General features: G+C 56.1%; 15 protein-coding genes. 8 read left to right on the forward strand and 7 right to left on the reverse strand.

The features are described 5' to 3' along the window. The 4 genes from gspF to gspC are packed head-to-tail and all read right to left on the reverse strand — an operon-like array spanning window position 1 to window position 5367. Window positions 1-1209: a type II secretion system inner membrane protein GspF gene (gspF, locus tag IM267_RS01775; RefSeq protein ID WP_193032570.1), complete on the reverse strand. Its 1209-nt coding sequence runs from the start codon at window positions 1207-1209 to the stop codon at window positions 1-3. Further along, window positions 1209-2687 carry a type II secretion system ATPase GspE gene (gene gspE, locus IM267_RS01780; protein ID WP_193032571.1) on the reverse strand — a complete coding sequence of 493 codons (1479 nt, stop codon included), beginning with the start codon at window positions 2685-2687 and terminating at the stop codon, window positions 1209-1211. Before gspE ends, gspF begins: the two co-directional genes overlap by 1 nt. 15 nt (window positions 2688-2702) lie before the next feature. Then, a complete protein-coding gene (gene gspD, locus IM267_RS01785; RefSeq protein WP_112792523.1) occupies window positions 2703-4622 on the reverse strand; it encodes a type II secretion system secretin GspD in 1920 nt (639 codons plus the stop codon). 13 nt (window positions 4623-4635) lie between these two features. Continuing rightward, window positions 4636-5367, reverse strand: coding sequence for a type II secretion system protein GspC (gene gspC / locus IM267_RS01790; RefSeq protein WP_193032572.1), 732 nt, complete (start codon window positions 5365-5367; stop codon window positions 4636-4638). 300 nt (window positions 5368-5667) lie between these two features. On the opposite strand from gspC, the gene IM267_RS01795 reads away from it, so the two are divergent. Together IM267_RS01795 and IM267_RS01800 are read left to right on the forward strand one after the other, a co-directional pair. Beyond that, on the forward strand, window positions 5668-7230 hold the full coding sequence (locus tag IM267_RS01795) for a peptidoglycan-binding domain-containing protein (RefSeq protein ID WP_193032573.1): 1563 nt from the start codon (window positions 5668-5670) through the stop codon (window positions 7228-7230). Beyond that, window positions 7230-7868, forward strand: a complete 639-nt coding sequence (locus tag IM267_RS01800; RefSeq protein WP_193032574.1) for a hypothetical protein — start codon at window positions 7230-7232, stop codon at window positions 7866-7868. Before IM267_RS01795 ends, IM267_RS01800 begins: the two co-directional genes overlap by 1 nt. On the opposite strand, the gene IM267_RS01805 is transcribed toward IM267_RS01800, so the two are convergent. From IM267_RS01805 to IM267_RS01815, 3 genes are all read right to left on the reverse strand, one after another. Next, window positions 7865-8488, reverse strand: coding sequence for a helix-turn-helix domain-containing protein (locus IM267_RS01805; protein WP_193032575.1), 624 nt, complete (start codon window positions 8486-8488; stop codon window positions 7865-7867). The two genes, IM267_RS01800 and IM267_RS01805, sit on opposite strands and share 4 nt — an antisense overlap. Window positions 8489-8751: 263 nt before the next feature. Next, window positions 8752-9582 carry an N-acetylmuramoyl-L-alanine amidase gene (locus IM267_RS01810; RefSeq protein WP_193032576.1) on the reverse strand — a complete coding sequence of 277 codons (831 nt, stop codon included), beginning with the start codon at window positions 9580-9582 and terminating at the stop codon, window positions 8752-8754. Further along, window positions 9582-9902 carry a heavy metal-binding domain-containing protein gene (locus tag IM267_RS01815; protein WP_063449218.1) on the reverse strand — a complete coding sequence of 107 codons (321 nt, stop codon included), beginning with the start codon at window positions 9900-9902 and terminating at the stop codon, window positions 9582-9584. The genes IM267_RS01810 and IM267_RS01815 overlap by 1 nt, the downstream gene beginning before the upstream one ends. A gap of 97 nt (window positions 9903-9999) precedes the next feature. Here IM267_RS01815 and IM267_RS01820 point away from each other — a divergent pair, with 97 nt between their 5' ends. The 6 genes from IM267_RS01820 (at window position 10000) to artJ (ending at window position 14513) form a co-directional block, all read left to right on the forward strand. Next, the gene (locus IM267_RS01820; RefSeq protein WP_063449219.1) at window positions 10000-10518 is read left to right on the forward strand and encodes a lipoprotein; all 519 of its coding nucleotides are present in this window, start codon (window positions 10000-10002) and stop codon (window positions 10516-10518) included. A gap of 226 nt (window positions 10519-10744) precedes the next feature. Next, window positions 10745-11473, forward strand: a complete 729-nt coding sequence (gene artP, locus IM267_RS01825) for an arginine ABC transporter ATP-binding protein ArtP (RefSeq protein ID WP_063449220.1) — start codon at window positions 10745-10747, stop codon at window positions 11471-11473. 18 nt (window positions 11474-11491) lie between these two features. Continuing rightward, complete coding sequence (gene artI, locus IM267_RS01830; protein WP_063449221.1) at window positions 11492-12223, forward strand: arginine ABC transporter substrate-binding protein ArtI; 732 nt, start codon at window positions 11492-11494, stop codon at window positions 12221-12223. Window positions 12224-12229: 6 nt separating this feature from the next. Further along, on the forward strand, window positions 12230-12946 hold the full coding sequence (gene artQ / locus IM267_RS01835; protein ID WP_063449222.1) for an arginine ABC transporter permease ArtQ: 717 nt from the start codon (window positions 12230-12232) through the stop codon (window positions 12944-12946). Beyond that, window positions 12946-13614, forward strand: coding sequence for an arginine ABC transporter permease ArtM (gene artM, locus IM267_RS01840; protein ID WP_193032577.1), 669 nt, complete (start codon window positions 12946-12948; stop codon window positions 13612-13614). Before artQ ends, artM begins: the two co-directional genes overlap by 1 nt. 167 nt (window positions 13615-13781) lie before the next feature. Beyond that, window positions 13782-14513, forward strand: a complete 732-nt coding sequence (gene artJ, locus IM267_RS01845) for an arginine ABC transporter substrate-binding protein ArtJ (protein ID WP_021240923.1) — start codon at window positions 13782-13784, stop codon at window positions 14511-14513. Window positions 14514-14520: the final 7 nt, after the last annotated feature.

Raw genomic sequence — 14520 nt, forward strand, 5'->3', positions numbered from 1 at the left:
TTAACCTACCATATTATTAAGTTGCAGAAGCGGTTGTAATATTGACAGCACGATGAATAAAACAATCGTCGCCATGGATACCACCAGCGCCGGTTCAAAAACCGACAGCGTTAATGTAATTCGATGTTGTAAAGCCGATTCCTGATTTTCCGCCGCGCGATCCATTAAATTACCTAATTCCCCGCTCTCTTCGCCGGAGGCAATCATATACAGCATGGTTGGCGGGAATAATTTCGCCTGTTCCAGCGCCGCATACAGCGACGCCCCCTGGCGCACGGTGTCGGCGGCCTGCTCCAGCACCTGCCGGGCATAGAGGTTTTCAATCCCGTCCATCGCGATATACATGCCCTCCAGCAGCGGCACGCTGCTGGCCTGCAAAATGCTCAGGGTACGGATATAGCGGGCGCTGTTGATGGCGCACACCAGCTTTTTAATCGGCGAGCCGTTCACCAGCCAGCTGTGCCAGCGAAAACGGTTTTTCACGTTTCGCACCCAGGTTTTAAAGCCGACGAATGCCCCCGCCAGGCTGCCGGCAATATAGATGCCCCAGGCTTGCAGGAAATCACTGACCGCAATCAGCGTGCGGGTGGTGATCGGCAGCTGCTGCTTCATGTGGGTAAACTGCTCAATCACCTGTGGCACCACCGCCACCAGCAGAATGCTGATGACCGCGATGGCGACCACGGTGAGGGTAATCGGGTAGACCATCGCCTGCGTCAGCTTGCTTTTCATCTTCTGGCGCTGCTCGTTGTACTCCGCCAGCTTCTCCAGCACGTCGCCCAGGTGGCCGGTCTTTTCACCGGCCATCACCAGCGTGCAGTAGAGCTTGTCGAAGGTGCGCGGAAACTGGCTGAAGGCGTCGAACAGCGTATGCCCTTCCACCACTTTCTCGCGGATTTCCACGACCATCGCCGCCAGCTTTTTGTCTTCCGTCTGCTTAGAGATGGCCTTCAGCGCGCTCTCCAGCGGCAGCGCGGCGTTCACCAGCGTCGAGAGCTGGCGGGTAAACATCGACAGCACCGGCGTGGAGAGCTTCGCCCCGGTTTTTGCTTTTCCGGCTGCCGCCGCTTCGCGGGTTTCGGTGATGCTTACGGGCATCAGCTTTTGTTCGCGCAACGTCTGGCGAACCTGCTTTTGCCCCTCGGCCTGCATCGTACCGCGCTGGTTTTTCCCCGCGGCATCCGTCGCCGTCCAGGCGTAGAAGGCCATTACGCATCCCCCCCACGCTCGGCGGTAACGCGCATCACCTCTTCCAGAGACGTCACGCCGCTAATCACCTTCAGCAGCCCGTTTTCGCGCAGGCTGTAGGCCTGCTTAAACAGCTGCGTTTCAATGGACATTTCGTCCTTATCTTCATGAATGGCGCGGCGCATGGTGCTGTCCACCACCAGAAATTCATGAATACCGGCGCGGCCCTGATAGCCGCTCTGGCGGCAGTGTTCACACCCCACCGCGCGGTAAATCGCTTTTGGCGGCGCGTCCATAAAGCTGAACAGCGCTTTTTCATTGGCGTCCAGCGGACTGGTGGTCCGGCAGTGCGTGCACAGCCGACGCACCAGACGCTGGGCAATGACGCCGAGCAGCGATGAACCAATCAAAAACGACTCCAGCCCCATATCCCGCAGGCGGGTTATCGCCCCGGCTGCGCTGTTGGTGTGCAGCGTCGACATCACCAGGTGACCGGTGAGCGAGGCCTGCACCGCAATCTGCGCGGTCTCCCCGTCGCGGATTTCCCCGATCATCACCACGTCCGGGTCCTGACGCAAAATCGCGCGCAGCCCGCGGGCAAAGGTCATATCGACACGCGGGTTAACCTGCGTCTGCCCCACCCCTTCCAGCTCGTATTCAATCGGGTCTTCCACGGTCAGGATGTTGCGTTCATGGCCGTTCAGCGCCGAGAGAATGGCGTACAGGGTGGTACTTTTACCGGAACCCGTCGGTCCGGTAACGAGGATGATCCCGTGCGGGCGCTCGATAAGCCCCTTCAGCTTCTCCAGCTCTTCATCAATCAGCCCGAGCTTGTTGATGTCGGGCTTGAGGTTGCTTTTATCGAGCAGACGCATGACCACGCGCTCGCCGTACTGGGACGGAATGGTCGACACGCGCACGTCGATCGCCTTGCGGCCAATGCGCAGGGAGATACGGCCATCCTGCGGCAGGCGCTTCTCGGCGATGTCCAGCTTCGACATGACCTTGATGCGCGACACCAGCAGCGGGGCGAGCTTACGCGCCGGCTGTAGCACCGGGCGCAGCACGCCGTCGACGCGGAAGCGAATGCTCAGCGTGCGCTCGAAGGTTTCGATATGAATATCCGACGCGCCGTCCTTCACCGCCTCGCTGAGAATGGCGTTGATCAGGCGGATCACCGGCGAGTTTTCGTCGTTATCGAGCAGATCTTCGTTATCCGGGATCTCCTCGGTTAGCGCCATCAGGTCGATATCCGCGTCCATATCGTCCACCAGCTGCTGCGAAACGCCGCTGCTCTGCTGCCAGATTTTAGCCAGCAGCTCATCGAAGGCTTCCGGCGTCAGGGTGACCGGAACGAACGCACGTCCCAGTACACGGCGCACCTCCAGCAGTGCATACGCCGGGGTGTCCTCACGGATAAAGACCTCGTTGTTATAAAACAGAACGCCGTTATCCATTGCGTAGCTGCTGCTGCACAGCGCTTTACTCAGTTCGTCCACGTTGCTCCCTCCGCACTATTCTTTAAACGGATTGCGCGTGGCGCTGGTTTTCACCGGCGCGGCGCTGGCGTCGACAGGGAACGCGGGCAGGACGGCATTGTCGCTCGGCGCAATGATGCCGAGCTTTTTCTCTTCCAGCCGCTGCATCTGGCGCACCCGGATCTGGTCATATTTCTCCTTCGACGCCGCGCTGTAGTTGTCGTCGTCACGCAGGACGGTGGTATGAATAAACACCATCAGGTTGCGCTTGGACGTATCCTGCGAGGTGTAGCGGAACAGCTGGCCGACCAGCGGGATATCGCCGAGCAGCGGCACCTTAGAGACCGACTGCTTGGTGACGTTTTCCATCAGGCCACCGAGCACCACCGTCTGGCCGCTGTGGACCATCACCTCGTTATTGATGGTGCGGGTGTTAAAGGTCGGGCCGAGGCTGGCGTCTTCCGTCGCGCTGTTGTCAACACTGGAGACTTCCTGCTCAATCTTCAGGTGGATCATGTCGCCGTCGTTAATCTGCGGCACAATTTTCAGCTTGGTACCCACGGTCTTGCGCTCAACGGAGTTGAAGACGTTGTCGCCGCTGGTGGTCTGCGAGCCGGAAAGCACCGGCACGTCCTGACCCACGTTAAACGACGCTTCTTTGTTATCCAGCGTGACCACGCTCGGCGTGGAGAGGATGTCGTTTTTGCCGTCGGTGGAGAGCGCGGTCACCAGGGCGCCGAAGTCGCCGTTAAAGAATCCGGTCGCCAGGCCGGTGAAGCTCGCCCCCTTCATGGTGCCGTTCTTGATCTGGCTAATCGGTAAGCCGGTGGCGCCGAACTGCACGCCGCCGTGCTTGCCGGTCCACTGCACGCCGAGATCCATGCCGTTACCGTCCTGCACTTCCGCAATGATCGCTTCTACCAGCACCTGCGGACGGCGAATATCGAGCTTGTCGATTACCTTCTCCAGGGAGTTCATCACGTTAGGCTGGGCGGTGATCACCAGCGAGTTGGTTGACTCGTCGGCGGTAATATTCAGGTCCGTCGCGGCGCTCGCGGTTTTCGCTTTGGCCGCACCCGGCTTGTCTTTCAGCTGCTCGCCAATTCCGGTCAGCACCGGAACCACTTTGGTGGCGCTGGCGTACTTGAGGTAGAAGACGCGGGTATTCCCCTCGTTGTTCTGCTCGCGATCGAGCTGGTGAATCAGGGAGCGGGTGCGCGTGCGTGCATCTTCCGAACCGCTGATCACCAGGCTGTTGGTTTCGTCATCCGCCACCACTTTGGTGGCGAGCTGCGGCGCGTTCTGCCCCTTCTGCTCTTCATTGTTGAGGTTGTTCAACATGTCGGAGAGATCTTTGGCAGAGGCAAAGCGCAGCGGCACGATTTCACGGCGCTGAACGCCCTCTCTGTCAACGCGCTGCACCAGATCCACCAGACGGTTCACCACCGAGGCCTTACCGGTTAACAACATCACGTTGGACGGCTCAAAATGCACCACGTTACCGATGCCGGTGGCATCGTTCAGCTGGCGCAGCAGCGGGGCCAGCTCGCGCACCGGCACGTTTTCCATCCGCACCACGCGGGTGATGATCTCGTCACCTTTGCCCGGGTTTTTGCTGTCCGCCAGCGGCGCACCGGCAGTACGTGCCACGCTGGAGCGCACCACTTTGACCATGCCGTTGTCCATCGGGATCACCGACAGGCCGTACAGGTCCAGCACGCTCAGGAAGAACTGGTAATACTCATCTTCCGTCAGCACGTTGTAGGTTCTGACCGAGACGGTGCCCTGAACGGACGGATCGACCAGAATGGTTTTGTTGAGATTGCGGCCTACCGTATCGATAAACTCGCGAATATCGGTATTTTTAAAACTCGCGCTAAAGTTAGCTGCAAGCAGCGAACTGGAATATAACGACAATGCGGTCAGCGCCACGCACGCCCATGGAAATTTCTTCATGTCTGTACACTTGTTAATTGTTTAGAACATTGACCCGAATATTTTCAAGGTGAGCGTGACGCCGAACTACGACCTCCGCCTCTTTCATTTTCGACCAGTTAGCAATAATGCTTTTCGCTTTTGCTTCATCAGTCATATCGACAGAATTAACTTTCACCGCCACATCCCCTTTTTCCAGACCAGACTGGCTGTAGAACGAGGAGGCATTCCGTGGGTTGATCCTGTAGCCTTCCAGCTGGCCCTTTTCTATTAACGGCTTTAACACCAGATAATCATCCAGATGCAAACTGTCTGCACCGGGATCTTTTGTCGATTTGGTCACCGGGCCGCTTTCTGTGCCGCCCTTAAAATAGTCCGGCTTATTTAATGCCAGTACCTGCGTAGCACCTTCATAATTAACAACCACATTGTCTTTATTAATTTCCTGAATAAATGCGTCGTTAAAGCCGGTGAGCGGTTCGCCCTCGCGGTAGCTTTTCTGGCCGCCCGGCGTCTTGATGACGGCAAAGGAGAGCCAGGCGTCATCGCTGCTCACGATGCCCTCGATTTCCGCCGCCAGCGGGGCTTTTACCGCCGCGGGCACGTTATCCTGACGCACGGCCGCGGTGAATAGCGTAAAGGTTTTTTCCTCACGCAAGGTTTTCAGCGGCTGCTCGTCAGAATTAGCCAACTTATTCGTAACTTTTTTATAATCTTTAAAGGTGAGATACCCTTGCTGGCCGCAAAAAATCAGCAACACAAACATAATACAAGGCGTTATCCACCGTGACAGAAATGAGAACCTCATTTTTTATCCGGCCTATAGCAAAGCAAAAATAAGCAGCGTCATACTGCGCCAATATGGATGAAAATAGTAATAAGCTGTTGCAAATGCGACCACTGACTTTGCCGCTAACTTTCATAAAGAAAAATATTGACCGTATAAAATCCAGATGTTAGGCGCTGCCAGCAGGATATTTTTACCCTGTTTGCAAATTGACCACCTCAGAGCATTAACTTACTTTCTGGTGCTGTTGCTATTCCTAATCAGAGACGGTAAGTCGTTATGTATCAGAGCCACTTTAATTTTAAAAACCCGCCATTCAGGACGATCGCCCGTTTATCCGGGGATTTTCTGGTACCTTATCATCAGGATGTGTTTAACCTGCTGAAAGAGAAAACCCAGCAGGCGGGCATTATCGGGCTCTTTAGCGACGACGCGCCGCTCCTGGCTCACTTCAGCGATGCGCTGAAAACCAGCAGCGGCAACGTGCTTGCCATCAGCGCGTTTCCAAAATTGAGTGCCAGTAGCCTGCTGTACAAGCTCAACCCGGGAACGAAAGCGATCGGCAACCGCATGCAGGCGGTGGATGCCATACTGCGCCAGTGGCAGGAGGGAAAAGCGAAATCCAGAGTGCTGACCATCGCCCACTGCGAAGCCATGAAAGAGGGCTGTCTGGAAGTCCTGGGAACGCTGCTCACGCGTGCCCAGGAGCTGAACGTCCGCCTGTCCGTGGTGCTAATGGGCGCAGCGGATCGGGAAAGCCTGATTAAGCAACCTGAACTGCGCGAATATATGCACACCCATCATGTTCTGCGCCCCCTGACCTGCCGCGAATACCTGAGCTACGTGCAGGCGCAGTGTGAAGAACACGGCTGTGAAAATTCGCCGTTAACGCCAGCCCGCGTGCGCAAAATGCACGCGCTGACCAAAGGCAACATCAGCAAACTGAATGCTCTGGCACACCTGTCAATGCTCGCCGCCTGGACGGAACGCGCGGCGCAGGTCAGCCCGCGTCATTTACGCCTGGCGGCGGGAGAGATCCTGCCCGCCAAAAAACACGGTAAGCGCCTGGCGACCGTGGGGCTGTTCGCGTCGGTGCTGTTTGCCGCCTGCGGCTGGTATCTGACCTCGTCGATCAGCGCGCACCTTCCCATCCCGCTGCCGGTCCCCGTCAGCTGGAAACAGCCGACGCCAAAACCTGAAGCAGCCGTGGTGCCGGTTATCGACAACGAAATGGTGAATCAGCCGGATGCGATGCACCAGCTTTATCTGATGTGGGGGTATGACGCCTCGGCAGAAGAGGCCCTGTGCCATAACGCCGCGAAGGTGAACCTGATGTGTAAGCAGGGGAACGCGACGCCGGACGCGCTGGCGCGGGAGGGGTATCCGTGGGTCAGCGAGCTCAAAACCGGCGGTCACCTTAACTATGCGGTTGTCGCCCGGGTCGGCGATACGTCGATTGACCTGCTCATGAATAACCGGACCTGGCAGGTGAGCCGCAGCTGGTTTAACCAGCATGCGACCGGCAACTTCACTCAACTGCACCGCCTGACGCCGGAAGGCCAGGACGCGATCGGCGCCGCCAGCGACGGTAAAGACATGGCCTGGCTCGATCAGCAGTTAAGCCTCGCGCTCAGCAGGCCGGAAACGCACGCCCGGATCTGGACCGCAGAGATGATGAAACGCACCCGCGAGTTCCAGCAACAAATGAAACTGCATGTGGACGGCATCCCGGGAGAAGACACGCTGATGCAATTAATGCGCGTGACCAACAGCACGCCGAGCGTACTGATTCAGGCCGCCCGCACCACTGCGGACGCGAAAACGCAGGAGAAAAAAGCCTAATGTCGACCATCTGTCTTGCGGCCCAGCGCAGCTACTCAACCGGAGAGGCGGTCTGGTTCTCGTACCGTCTCCCCAGCCTGAAAAACGTATTCGGCAAAACGGTGTTATGGGCGTTCGGGCTTTGCGCCATGCTGGTTGCCGGCCTGTATGCACATGTGTACTGGCACCTCCGCCACCCGTCGCCCGAACCGGTCAAAGCCAGCGTGGCGAAGCCGGAAACGCAGCTTTCAGATATGCATTACGTGTATGTGAGTAAACCGTTCCCGCATCCGCAGCCTAAACCTGCGCCGGTGCATGTTGATGTTCCGCCCATGCAGGATCTGCCCATAAACAGTGATGATGCCGACTGGCAGCAGGCGCCCGACGGCGCGGTGCCGCAGGACACGTCGCGGGATACCCTGCCGGGAACCGAGGCGCACGAACGCGACATCGCGCCCGCCAGCGCAGGCAGCAACGATGCGTCGCTGGAAGAATTACTTAAGCAGGCGTTAAAAGAACAGGAGCAGGATTATTCGCAGGGAAAAATACCCGCGCCGCCGGTAGACGAAACGCAGGATAATACGCAGGCAAGCGTAAAACAGAGCGATAATAGCCGGCCTCCGTCAGTTGATTCAGGAGACCGGCGGGAGCAGCATTAATATTTTTCAGGCAGTGAGGTGAGATTAAGCAGTCGACCTTTTTCCACCACAATATACTGGCCTTTTTTAAGGTCGGAGAGAATTTTAATAATGGTGCTGCGCGCCAGGTTAGTGTATTCCTGAATGTAATCATAAACGTTGATATCGCGTTGATGCTGGACAATCAGATCGTTTATTTCATATAAAAATTCGCGGACAACAGAATACGCGCTGCGGGCAACCAGAACATCGTCGCGTTTGCTCAGCATGCAGATATACCAGGAAAGCACCTTCGTCAGTTCAGGCCACAGGTTTTTCTCGGTCATCAGCCGGGCGAAATCCTCTTTCTTAATGGAGCGAACCACGGTATTCGCCCGCACAAGGCCGTACATATGGGCGGACTGGTAGTACATTGAGGAGAGGCCGAATATGCAGTATCCCGTTACGGTAAACATGCACAACTCGTCAGACTCGCGGCGAAACTCTACTTCCCCGCTGACGATAATATGGATATATTCGGAATCAGCCGTAGAAAGTTTTTGCCATTTCTTTAGCGTTTTTTCCTCAACGCCGGAAGTGGCAGCAATAATTTTTTCCATCTCGGCCTGCGGACGTAATTTATTAGCGTATATTCTTAACATTGTTATACCCGATTTAAGATTTTAATGATTAATAATGGCCCCGGCCTGTTGCCGGAACCTGAATATGAGTCCTGATGAAATTCTCAAGAAAAAAAAGAAAGAATAATGCTTTTATTTATTTGCCAATTTAGTTAGCAAGCTATGTGTCTATCTTAAATCCGGATAATTTTAAGTCAATTTACTAAAAGTTAATTGACGATGTACTTAAGATTAATCTTATGACAAGTAAGGAGAATATACCTATTCGGGGGTATTCCGAAGGATTACCCCTGTCCGTATTTCTCTAACAGCGCTTCGGCGATAGCCAGGGATTCAACGTCGGCTACACCGTTCCACAGTTGCGGGCGGAAATGCATCTGGAACGCCATGATGATGCGTTTTTGCTGCGCGGGGGTGCTGTCTTCGGGCACCTCGTAGCCGTAGCGGGCCAGCAGATCGAGCAGCGTTGCGGTATCCACCGGCTCATAACGCGATCGCCCGTTCATATAGAACGCCACGCGCGCCGGATCGGGCCACGCGCCTATCCCCTGCTGCGCCAGCTCGCGCCACGGGAACAGCGGGCCGGGATCGTCCTTACGCTGCGGGGCAATATCGGCATGGGCCACCACGTTCTGCGGTTTGATGTCGTAGCGGGCAATGATGTCTTTAGCGAGAGGGATCAGCGCCGCGATTTGTGCCGGTTCAAAGGGCACGAAGGTTTTTACCCCTCCAACTTTCTGCCAGCCACGGTTCTCCAGCTCAATCCCCACGGAGGTATCGTTGATGCGGTTGGTGCCGCGCCAGAAGCTGATGCCCGCATGCCAGGCAAGCTCGCTCTCCGGCACCAGTTGCCAGATGCGTGGTTTACCGTCCGGCGCGGGGGGCCTGGCGGGGATGAGATAATGGGAGCTGACGTTTTTATCGGTCAGGGTTGCAAGCGAGGTGTCAAAATCGTCTGCGGTGTAGTGAATAACCAGCACCTTTATACGCGGGTAGGCAGCCTGCGCCTGATGGCGCGTATCCAGCTCATAAGCACCCTTATCAACGATGCCTTTTTCCGCGGCGCATCCTGCCAGCAGCAGCGCCAGCAGGACGGCTGAGAGCGAACGCGTCATCAACGGATCTTCACCGCCGTGCCGCTTACGCTCACCATCAGCATGCTGGCATCTTTACCGACTGTTTCGTAGTCGATATCAATACCCACCACCGCATCCGCGCCCAGCGCCTTGGCCTGCTCGCCCAGCTCCTTAAACGCAATCTCTCGCGCTTTACGCAGCTCTTTTTCATACGCGCCGGAGCGCCCGCCGACGATGTCGCGAATGCCGGCAAAAAAGTCGCGGAAGACGTTAGCGCCAAGGATCGCCTCGCCGGTGACCACGCCGCAGTACTCGGTGATCGGTTGCCCTTCCAGGGTTGGGGTCGTTGAAAACTGCATACTTTCTCTCCTTCTTTAGCGTTCAATGCGTTAGCAACTGCATTATCGGTTCGTTACGCTATGATTGAAAGGATAGTTAATAAATAAGGAAATCAACATGCGCTACTCTGCTTTAACGCTTTTAGTGCCCTGCGCGCTGGTGCTCAGCGCCTGCACTACGCCGGTCACGCCAGCCTTTAAGGATATCGGTTCCCGCAGCGGCCCCTGCATCGAGGGCGGCCCGGACGCCGTGGCGCAACAGTTCTATGATTATCGCATTCAGCATCGCGGTAATGACCTCACCGCCCTGCGCCCGTACCTGAGCGATAACCTGGCGAAACTGCTTAACGACGCCTCGCGCGATCCGCAGCATAACGCGCTGCTGTCTGCCGATCCGTTCTCCAGCCGCGCGACGCTGCCCGACAGCGCCGAGGTTGCCAGCGCGTCAACCATCCCGAACACCGACGCGCGCAATATTCCGCTGCGCGTGAAACTAACACAGGGCACCCAGACCTGGCAGGATGAAGTGCTGATGATCCGTGAAGGGCAGTGCTGGGCCATCGATGATGTTCGCTACATTGGCGGCAGCGTTCATGCCCCGGCTGGCACCCTGCGCCAGTCCGTTGAAAACCGCTAACGCAGCGGCGAAATAAACGTTAACCCCGTAAAATGTCCGGCATTTCAGGCGGAATGCCGACATTTATTCTCGCCCCCCTCCCCCTTCGCTATTTTGTGCTATGTTTAAGAAGAAACACGGGTTATATTTAACTTTTAACGCAGAAATATTGCATAACTATTCTGTCAACGGTACTATCTGCGGCCTCAATTGCTATAGATTGCCTGGATGAGTAAAGACTGCCCCGATGAGTATTAAACTAAACGGCATTAACTGCTTCTACGGCGCACACCAGGCGCTGTTCGACATTACGCTGAGCTGCCCGGAGGGCGAAACGCTGGTTTTGCTCGGCCCAAGCGGCGCGGGAAAAAGCTCCCTTCTGCGCGTTCTGAATCTGCTTGAAATGCCCCGCTCGGGCACGCTGGCCATTGCCGGTAACCATTTTGATTTTGCGAAAACCCCTTCTGATAAAGCGATTCGTGAACTGCGTCAAAACGTGGGCATGGTTTTTCAGCAATACAATCTCTGGCCGCACCTGACCGTGGTACAAAACCTGATTGAAGCCCCGTGCCGCGTGCTCGGCTTAAGCAAGGATCGGGCGATGGCGCGTGCCGACAAGCTGCTGGAACGTCTGCGCCTGAAGCCCTACAGCGACCGCTATCCGCTTCACCTCTCCGGTGGTCAGCAGCAGCGCGTGGCGATTGCCCGTGCGCTGATGATGGAGCCGGCGGTGCTGCTGTTTGACGAGCCGACCGCGGCGCTGGATCCGGAAATTACTGCTCAGATCGTGAGTATTATTCGCGAGCTGGCGGAAACCAACATTACCCAGGTCATCGTGACCCACGAGGTGGAAGTGGCGCGCAAAACCGCCAGCCGCGTGGTCTACATGGAAAACGGGTATATCGTTGAGCAAGGTGACGCGAGCTGCTTCACCAACCCGCAAACCGATGCCTTCAAAAATTACTTATCTCACTGACGTGTTAGGGAAATTATAATGAAAAAAGTATTGATTGCCGCGCTGCTCGCTAGCGTCAGCCTTTCCGCTACCGCAGCCCAGACCATCCGTTTCGCCACCGAAGCGTCTTATCCTCCGTTTGAATCCATCGATGCGAACAACAAAATTGTTGGCTTCGACGTGGACCTGGCCAACGCCCTGTGTAAAGAGATCGACGCGACCTGCACCTTCAGCAACCAGTCGTTCGACAGCCTGATCCCGAGCCTGAAGTTCCGCCGCATCGACGCGGTGATGGCCGGTATGGACATCACCCCGGAGCGTGAAAAGCAGGTTCTGTTCACTGCGCCTTACTATGACAACTCTGCCCTGTTCATCGGTCAGAAAGGCAAATACGCTTCTGTCGATCTGCTGAAAGGCAAGAAGGTGGGCGTTCAAAACGGCACCACGCACCAGAAATTCATCATGGATAAGCATCCGGAAATCACCACCGTACCGTATGACAGCTACCAGAATGCGAAGCTGGACCTGCAAAACGGTCGTATCGATGCGGTCTTCGGGGACACGGCTGTCGTGACTGAATGGCTGAAAGCGAACGACAAGCTGGCCGCCGTGGGTGACAAGGTGACCGATAAAGACTACTTCGGTACAGGTCTGGGTATTGCCGTACGTCAGGGCAACACCGAGTTGCAGCAGAAATTCAACGCTGCGCTGGAAAAAGTGAAGAAAGACGGCACCTACGAAACCATCTACAAAAAATGGTTCCAGAAGTAATTCCTGATGAATGAAATTTTTCCTTTAGCAAGCGCCGCCGGGATGACCGTCGGCCTTGCCGTTTGTGCACTGATTATCGGCCTGGTACTGGCGATGTTCTTTGCGGTGTGGGAGTCCGTTAAGTGGCGCCCTGTCGCATGGCTCGGTTCAGCGCTGGTAACCGTGCTGCGCGGGCTACCGGAAATTCTGGTGGTCCTGTTTATCTATTTCGGTTCCTCACAGCTGCTGCTCACGCTGTCGGACGGCTTCACCCTTAACCTCGGCGTTGCGCAGATCCCGGTGCAGATGCAGATCGAGAACTTTGACGTCAGCCCGTTCCTGTGCGGCGTGATTGCGCTCTCCCTGCTCTATTCGGCCTATGCGTCACAAACGCTGCGCGGCGCGCTGAAGGCGGTGCCGCAGGGTCAGTGGGAATCCGGCCAGGCGCTGGGCCTGTCGAAAGCGGCGATCTTCTTCCGCCTGGTGATGCCGCAGATGTGGCGTCATGCCCTGCCGGGGCTGGGTAATCAGTGGCTGGTCCTGTTGAAAGATACCGCGCTGGTGAGCCTGATCAGCGTGAACGATTTGATGCTGCAAACCAAAAGCATCGCCACCCGTACGCAGGAGCCTTTTACCTGGTACATTGTGGCGGCAGCGATCTACCTGGCGATCACGTTGCTGAGCCAGTACGTTCTTAAGCGTATTGATCTGCGTGCAACGCGTTTTGAACGGAGACCAGGCTGATGCTGGACTATTTACCCGAACTGATGAAAGGGCTGCACACCAGCCTGACGCTGACCGTCGCGTCCATCATCGTGGCGCTGATTCTGGCGCTGATCTTCACCATCGTCCTGACGCTGAAAACGCCGGTGCTGGTGTGGATTGTACGCGGTTACATTACGCTGTTTACCGGTACGCCGCTGCTGGTGCAGATTTTCCTGATTTACTACGGCCCGGGGCAGTTCCCGTCGTTACAGCAATACCCGGTGATCTGGCACCTGCTCTCTGAGCCGTGGCTATGCGCCCTGATTGCCCTCTCGCTGAACAGCGCCGCCTACACCACGCAGCTGTTTTACGGTGCGATCCGCGCGATCCCGGAAGGCCAGTGGCAGTCCTGCGGCGCGCTGGGCATGAGCAAGAAGGACACGCTGGCGATCCTGCTGCCGTACGCCTTTAAGCGCGCGCTCTCTTCCTATTCCAACGAAGTCATTCTGGTGTTCAAAAGTACCTCTCTGGCCTACACCATCACCCTGATGGAAGTGATGGGCCACGGGCAACTGCTGTATGGACGCACCTACGACGTGATGGTGTTCGGTGCGGCCGGGCTGGTGTATCTGGTGGTCAACGGCCTGCTGACGCTGATGATGCGCCTGATCGAGCGTAAGGCGCTGGCATTCGAGCGGAGATCGTAGACCGGGCCCGCCCGACAGGAAATGCATAAACGTGAATACACGTGACGGATAACCTTTTGGTTATCCGTTTTTTTTTGTCCACCATCTAATATTTAATCATTTATATTGCATATAAATTCATTAAATGGCATTGTACGTTCATAAGACCTACAGACGGGAGCAACACAATGAAAAAATTAGTTCTGGCCGCATTACTGGCAACCTTCGCCGCTGGCGCGTCAGCCGCAGATAAAATCAATTTCGGCGTTTCTGCCACCTATCCACCGTTTGAATCGCTGGATGCCAGCAACCAGATCGTCGGCTTCGACATCGACCTGGCGAAAGCGCTGTGCAAGCAGATGCAGGCCGACTGCACCTTTACTAACCACGCGTTTGACAGCCTGATCCCGTCCCTCAAGTTCAAAAAATACGATGCGGTGATCTCCGGTATGGATATCACGCCAGAGCGCAGCAAGCAGGTCGCGTTCACCGACCCGTACTACGCCAACTCTGCGGTGGTGATTGCGAAGAAAGGCGCGTACACCTCCTTTGACCAGCTGAAAGGCAAGCGCATCGGCATGGAAAACGGCACCACGCACCAGAAATATCTCCAGGACAAGCATCCTGAAGTCAAAACCGTGGCCTATGACAGCTACCAGAACGCGATTATCGACCTGAAAAATGGCCGTATTGACGGCGTATTCGGCGACACCGCCGTGGTGAACGAATGGCTGAAAACCAACCCGCAGCTGGGGACAGCGACCGAGAAAGTGACCGATCCGCAATACTTCGGTACAGGCCTCGGCATCGCGGTACGCCCGGATAACAAAGCCCTGCTGGAGAAACTGAACGGCGCGCTGAAAGCGATCAAGGCTGACGGTACGTACCAGAAAATCAGCGAGCAGTGGTTCCCGCAGTAATCGCTTT

This window comes from Enterobacter cloacae complex sp. P15RS, assembly GCF_014895905.1.
Classification (GTDB): domain Bacteria; phylum Pseudomonadota; class Gammaproteobacteria; order Enterobacterales; family Enterobacteriaceae; genus Enterobacter; species Enterobacter quasihormaechei.

Coding starts and splice junctions, on each gene's coding strand:
- gspF (WP_193032570.1), bottom strand. CDS start 1,209: ATGGCCTTCTACGCCTGGACGGCGACGGATGCCGCGGGGAAAAACCAG.
- gspD (WP_112792523.1), bottom strand. CDS start 4,622: ATGAAGAAATTTCCATGGGCGTGCGTGGCGCTGACCGCATTGTCGTTA.
- gspC (WP_193032572.1), bottom strand. CDS start 5,367: ATGTTTGTGTTGCTGATTTTTTGCGGCCAGCAAGGGTATCTCACCTTT.
- IM267_RS01795 (WP_193032573.1), top strand. CDS start 5,668: ATGTATCAGAGCCACTTTAATTTTAAAAACCCGCCATTCAGGACGATC.
- IM267_RS01800 (WP_193032574.1), top strand. CDS start 7,230: ATGTCGACCATCTGTCTTGCGGCCCAGCGCAGCTACTCAACCGGAGAG.
- IM267_RS01805 (WP_193032575.1), bottom strand. CDS start 8,488: ATGTTAAGAATATACGCTAATAAATTACGTCCGCAGGCCGAGATGGAA.
- IM267_RS01810 (WP_193032576.1), bottom strand. CDS start 9,582: ATGACGCGTTCGCTCTCAGCCGTCCTGCTGGCGCTGCTGCTGGCAGGA.
- IM267_RS01815 (WP_063449218.1), bottom strand. CDS start 9,902: ATGCAGTTTTCAACGACCCCAACCCTGGAAGGGCAACCGATCACCGAG.
- IM267_RS01820 (WP_063449219.1), top strand. CDS start 10,000: ATGCGCTACTCTGCTTTAACGCTTTTAGTGCCCTGCGCGCTGGTGCTC.
- artP (WP_063449220.1), top strand. CDS start 10,745: ATGAGTATTAAACTAAACGGCATTAACTGCTTCTACGGCGCACACCAG.
- artI (WP_063449221.1), top strand. CDS start 11,492: ATGAAAAAAGTATTGATTGCCGCGCTGCTCGCTAGCGTCAGCCTTTCC.
- artQ (WP_063449222.1), top strand. CDS start 12,230: ATGAATGAAATTTTTCCTTTAGCAAGCGCCGCCGGGATGACCGTCGGC.
- artM (WP_193032577.1), top strand. CDS start 12,946: ATGCTGGACTATTTACCCGAACTGATGAAAGGGCTGCACACCAGCCTG.
- artJ (WP_021240923.1), top strand. CDS start 13,782: ATGAAAAAATTAGTTCTGGCCGCATTACTGGCAACCTTCGCCGCTGGC.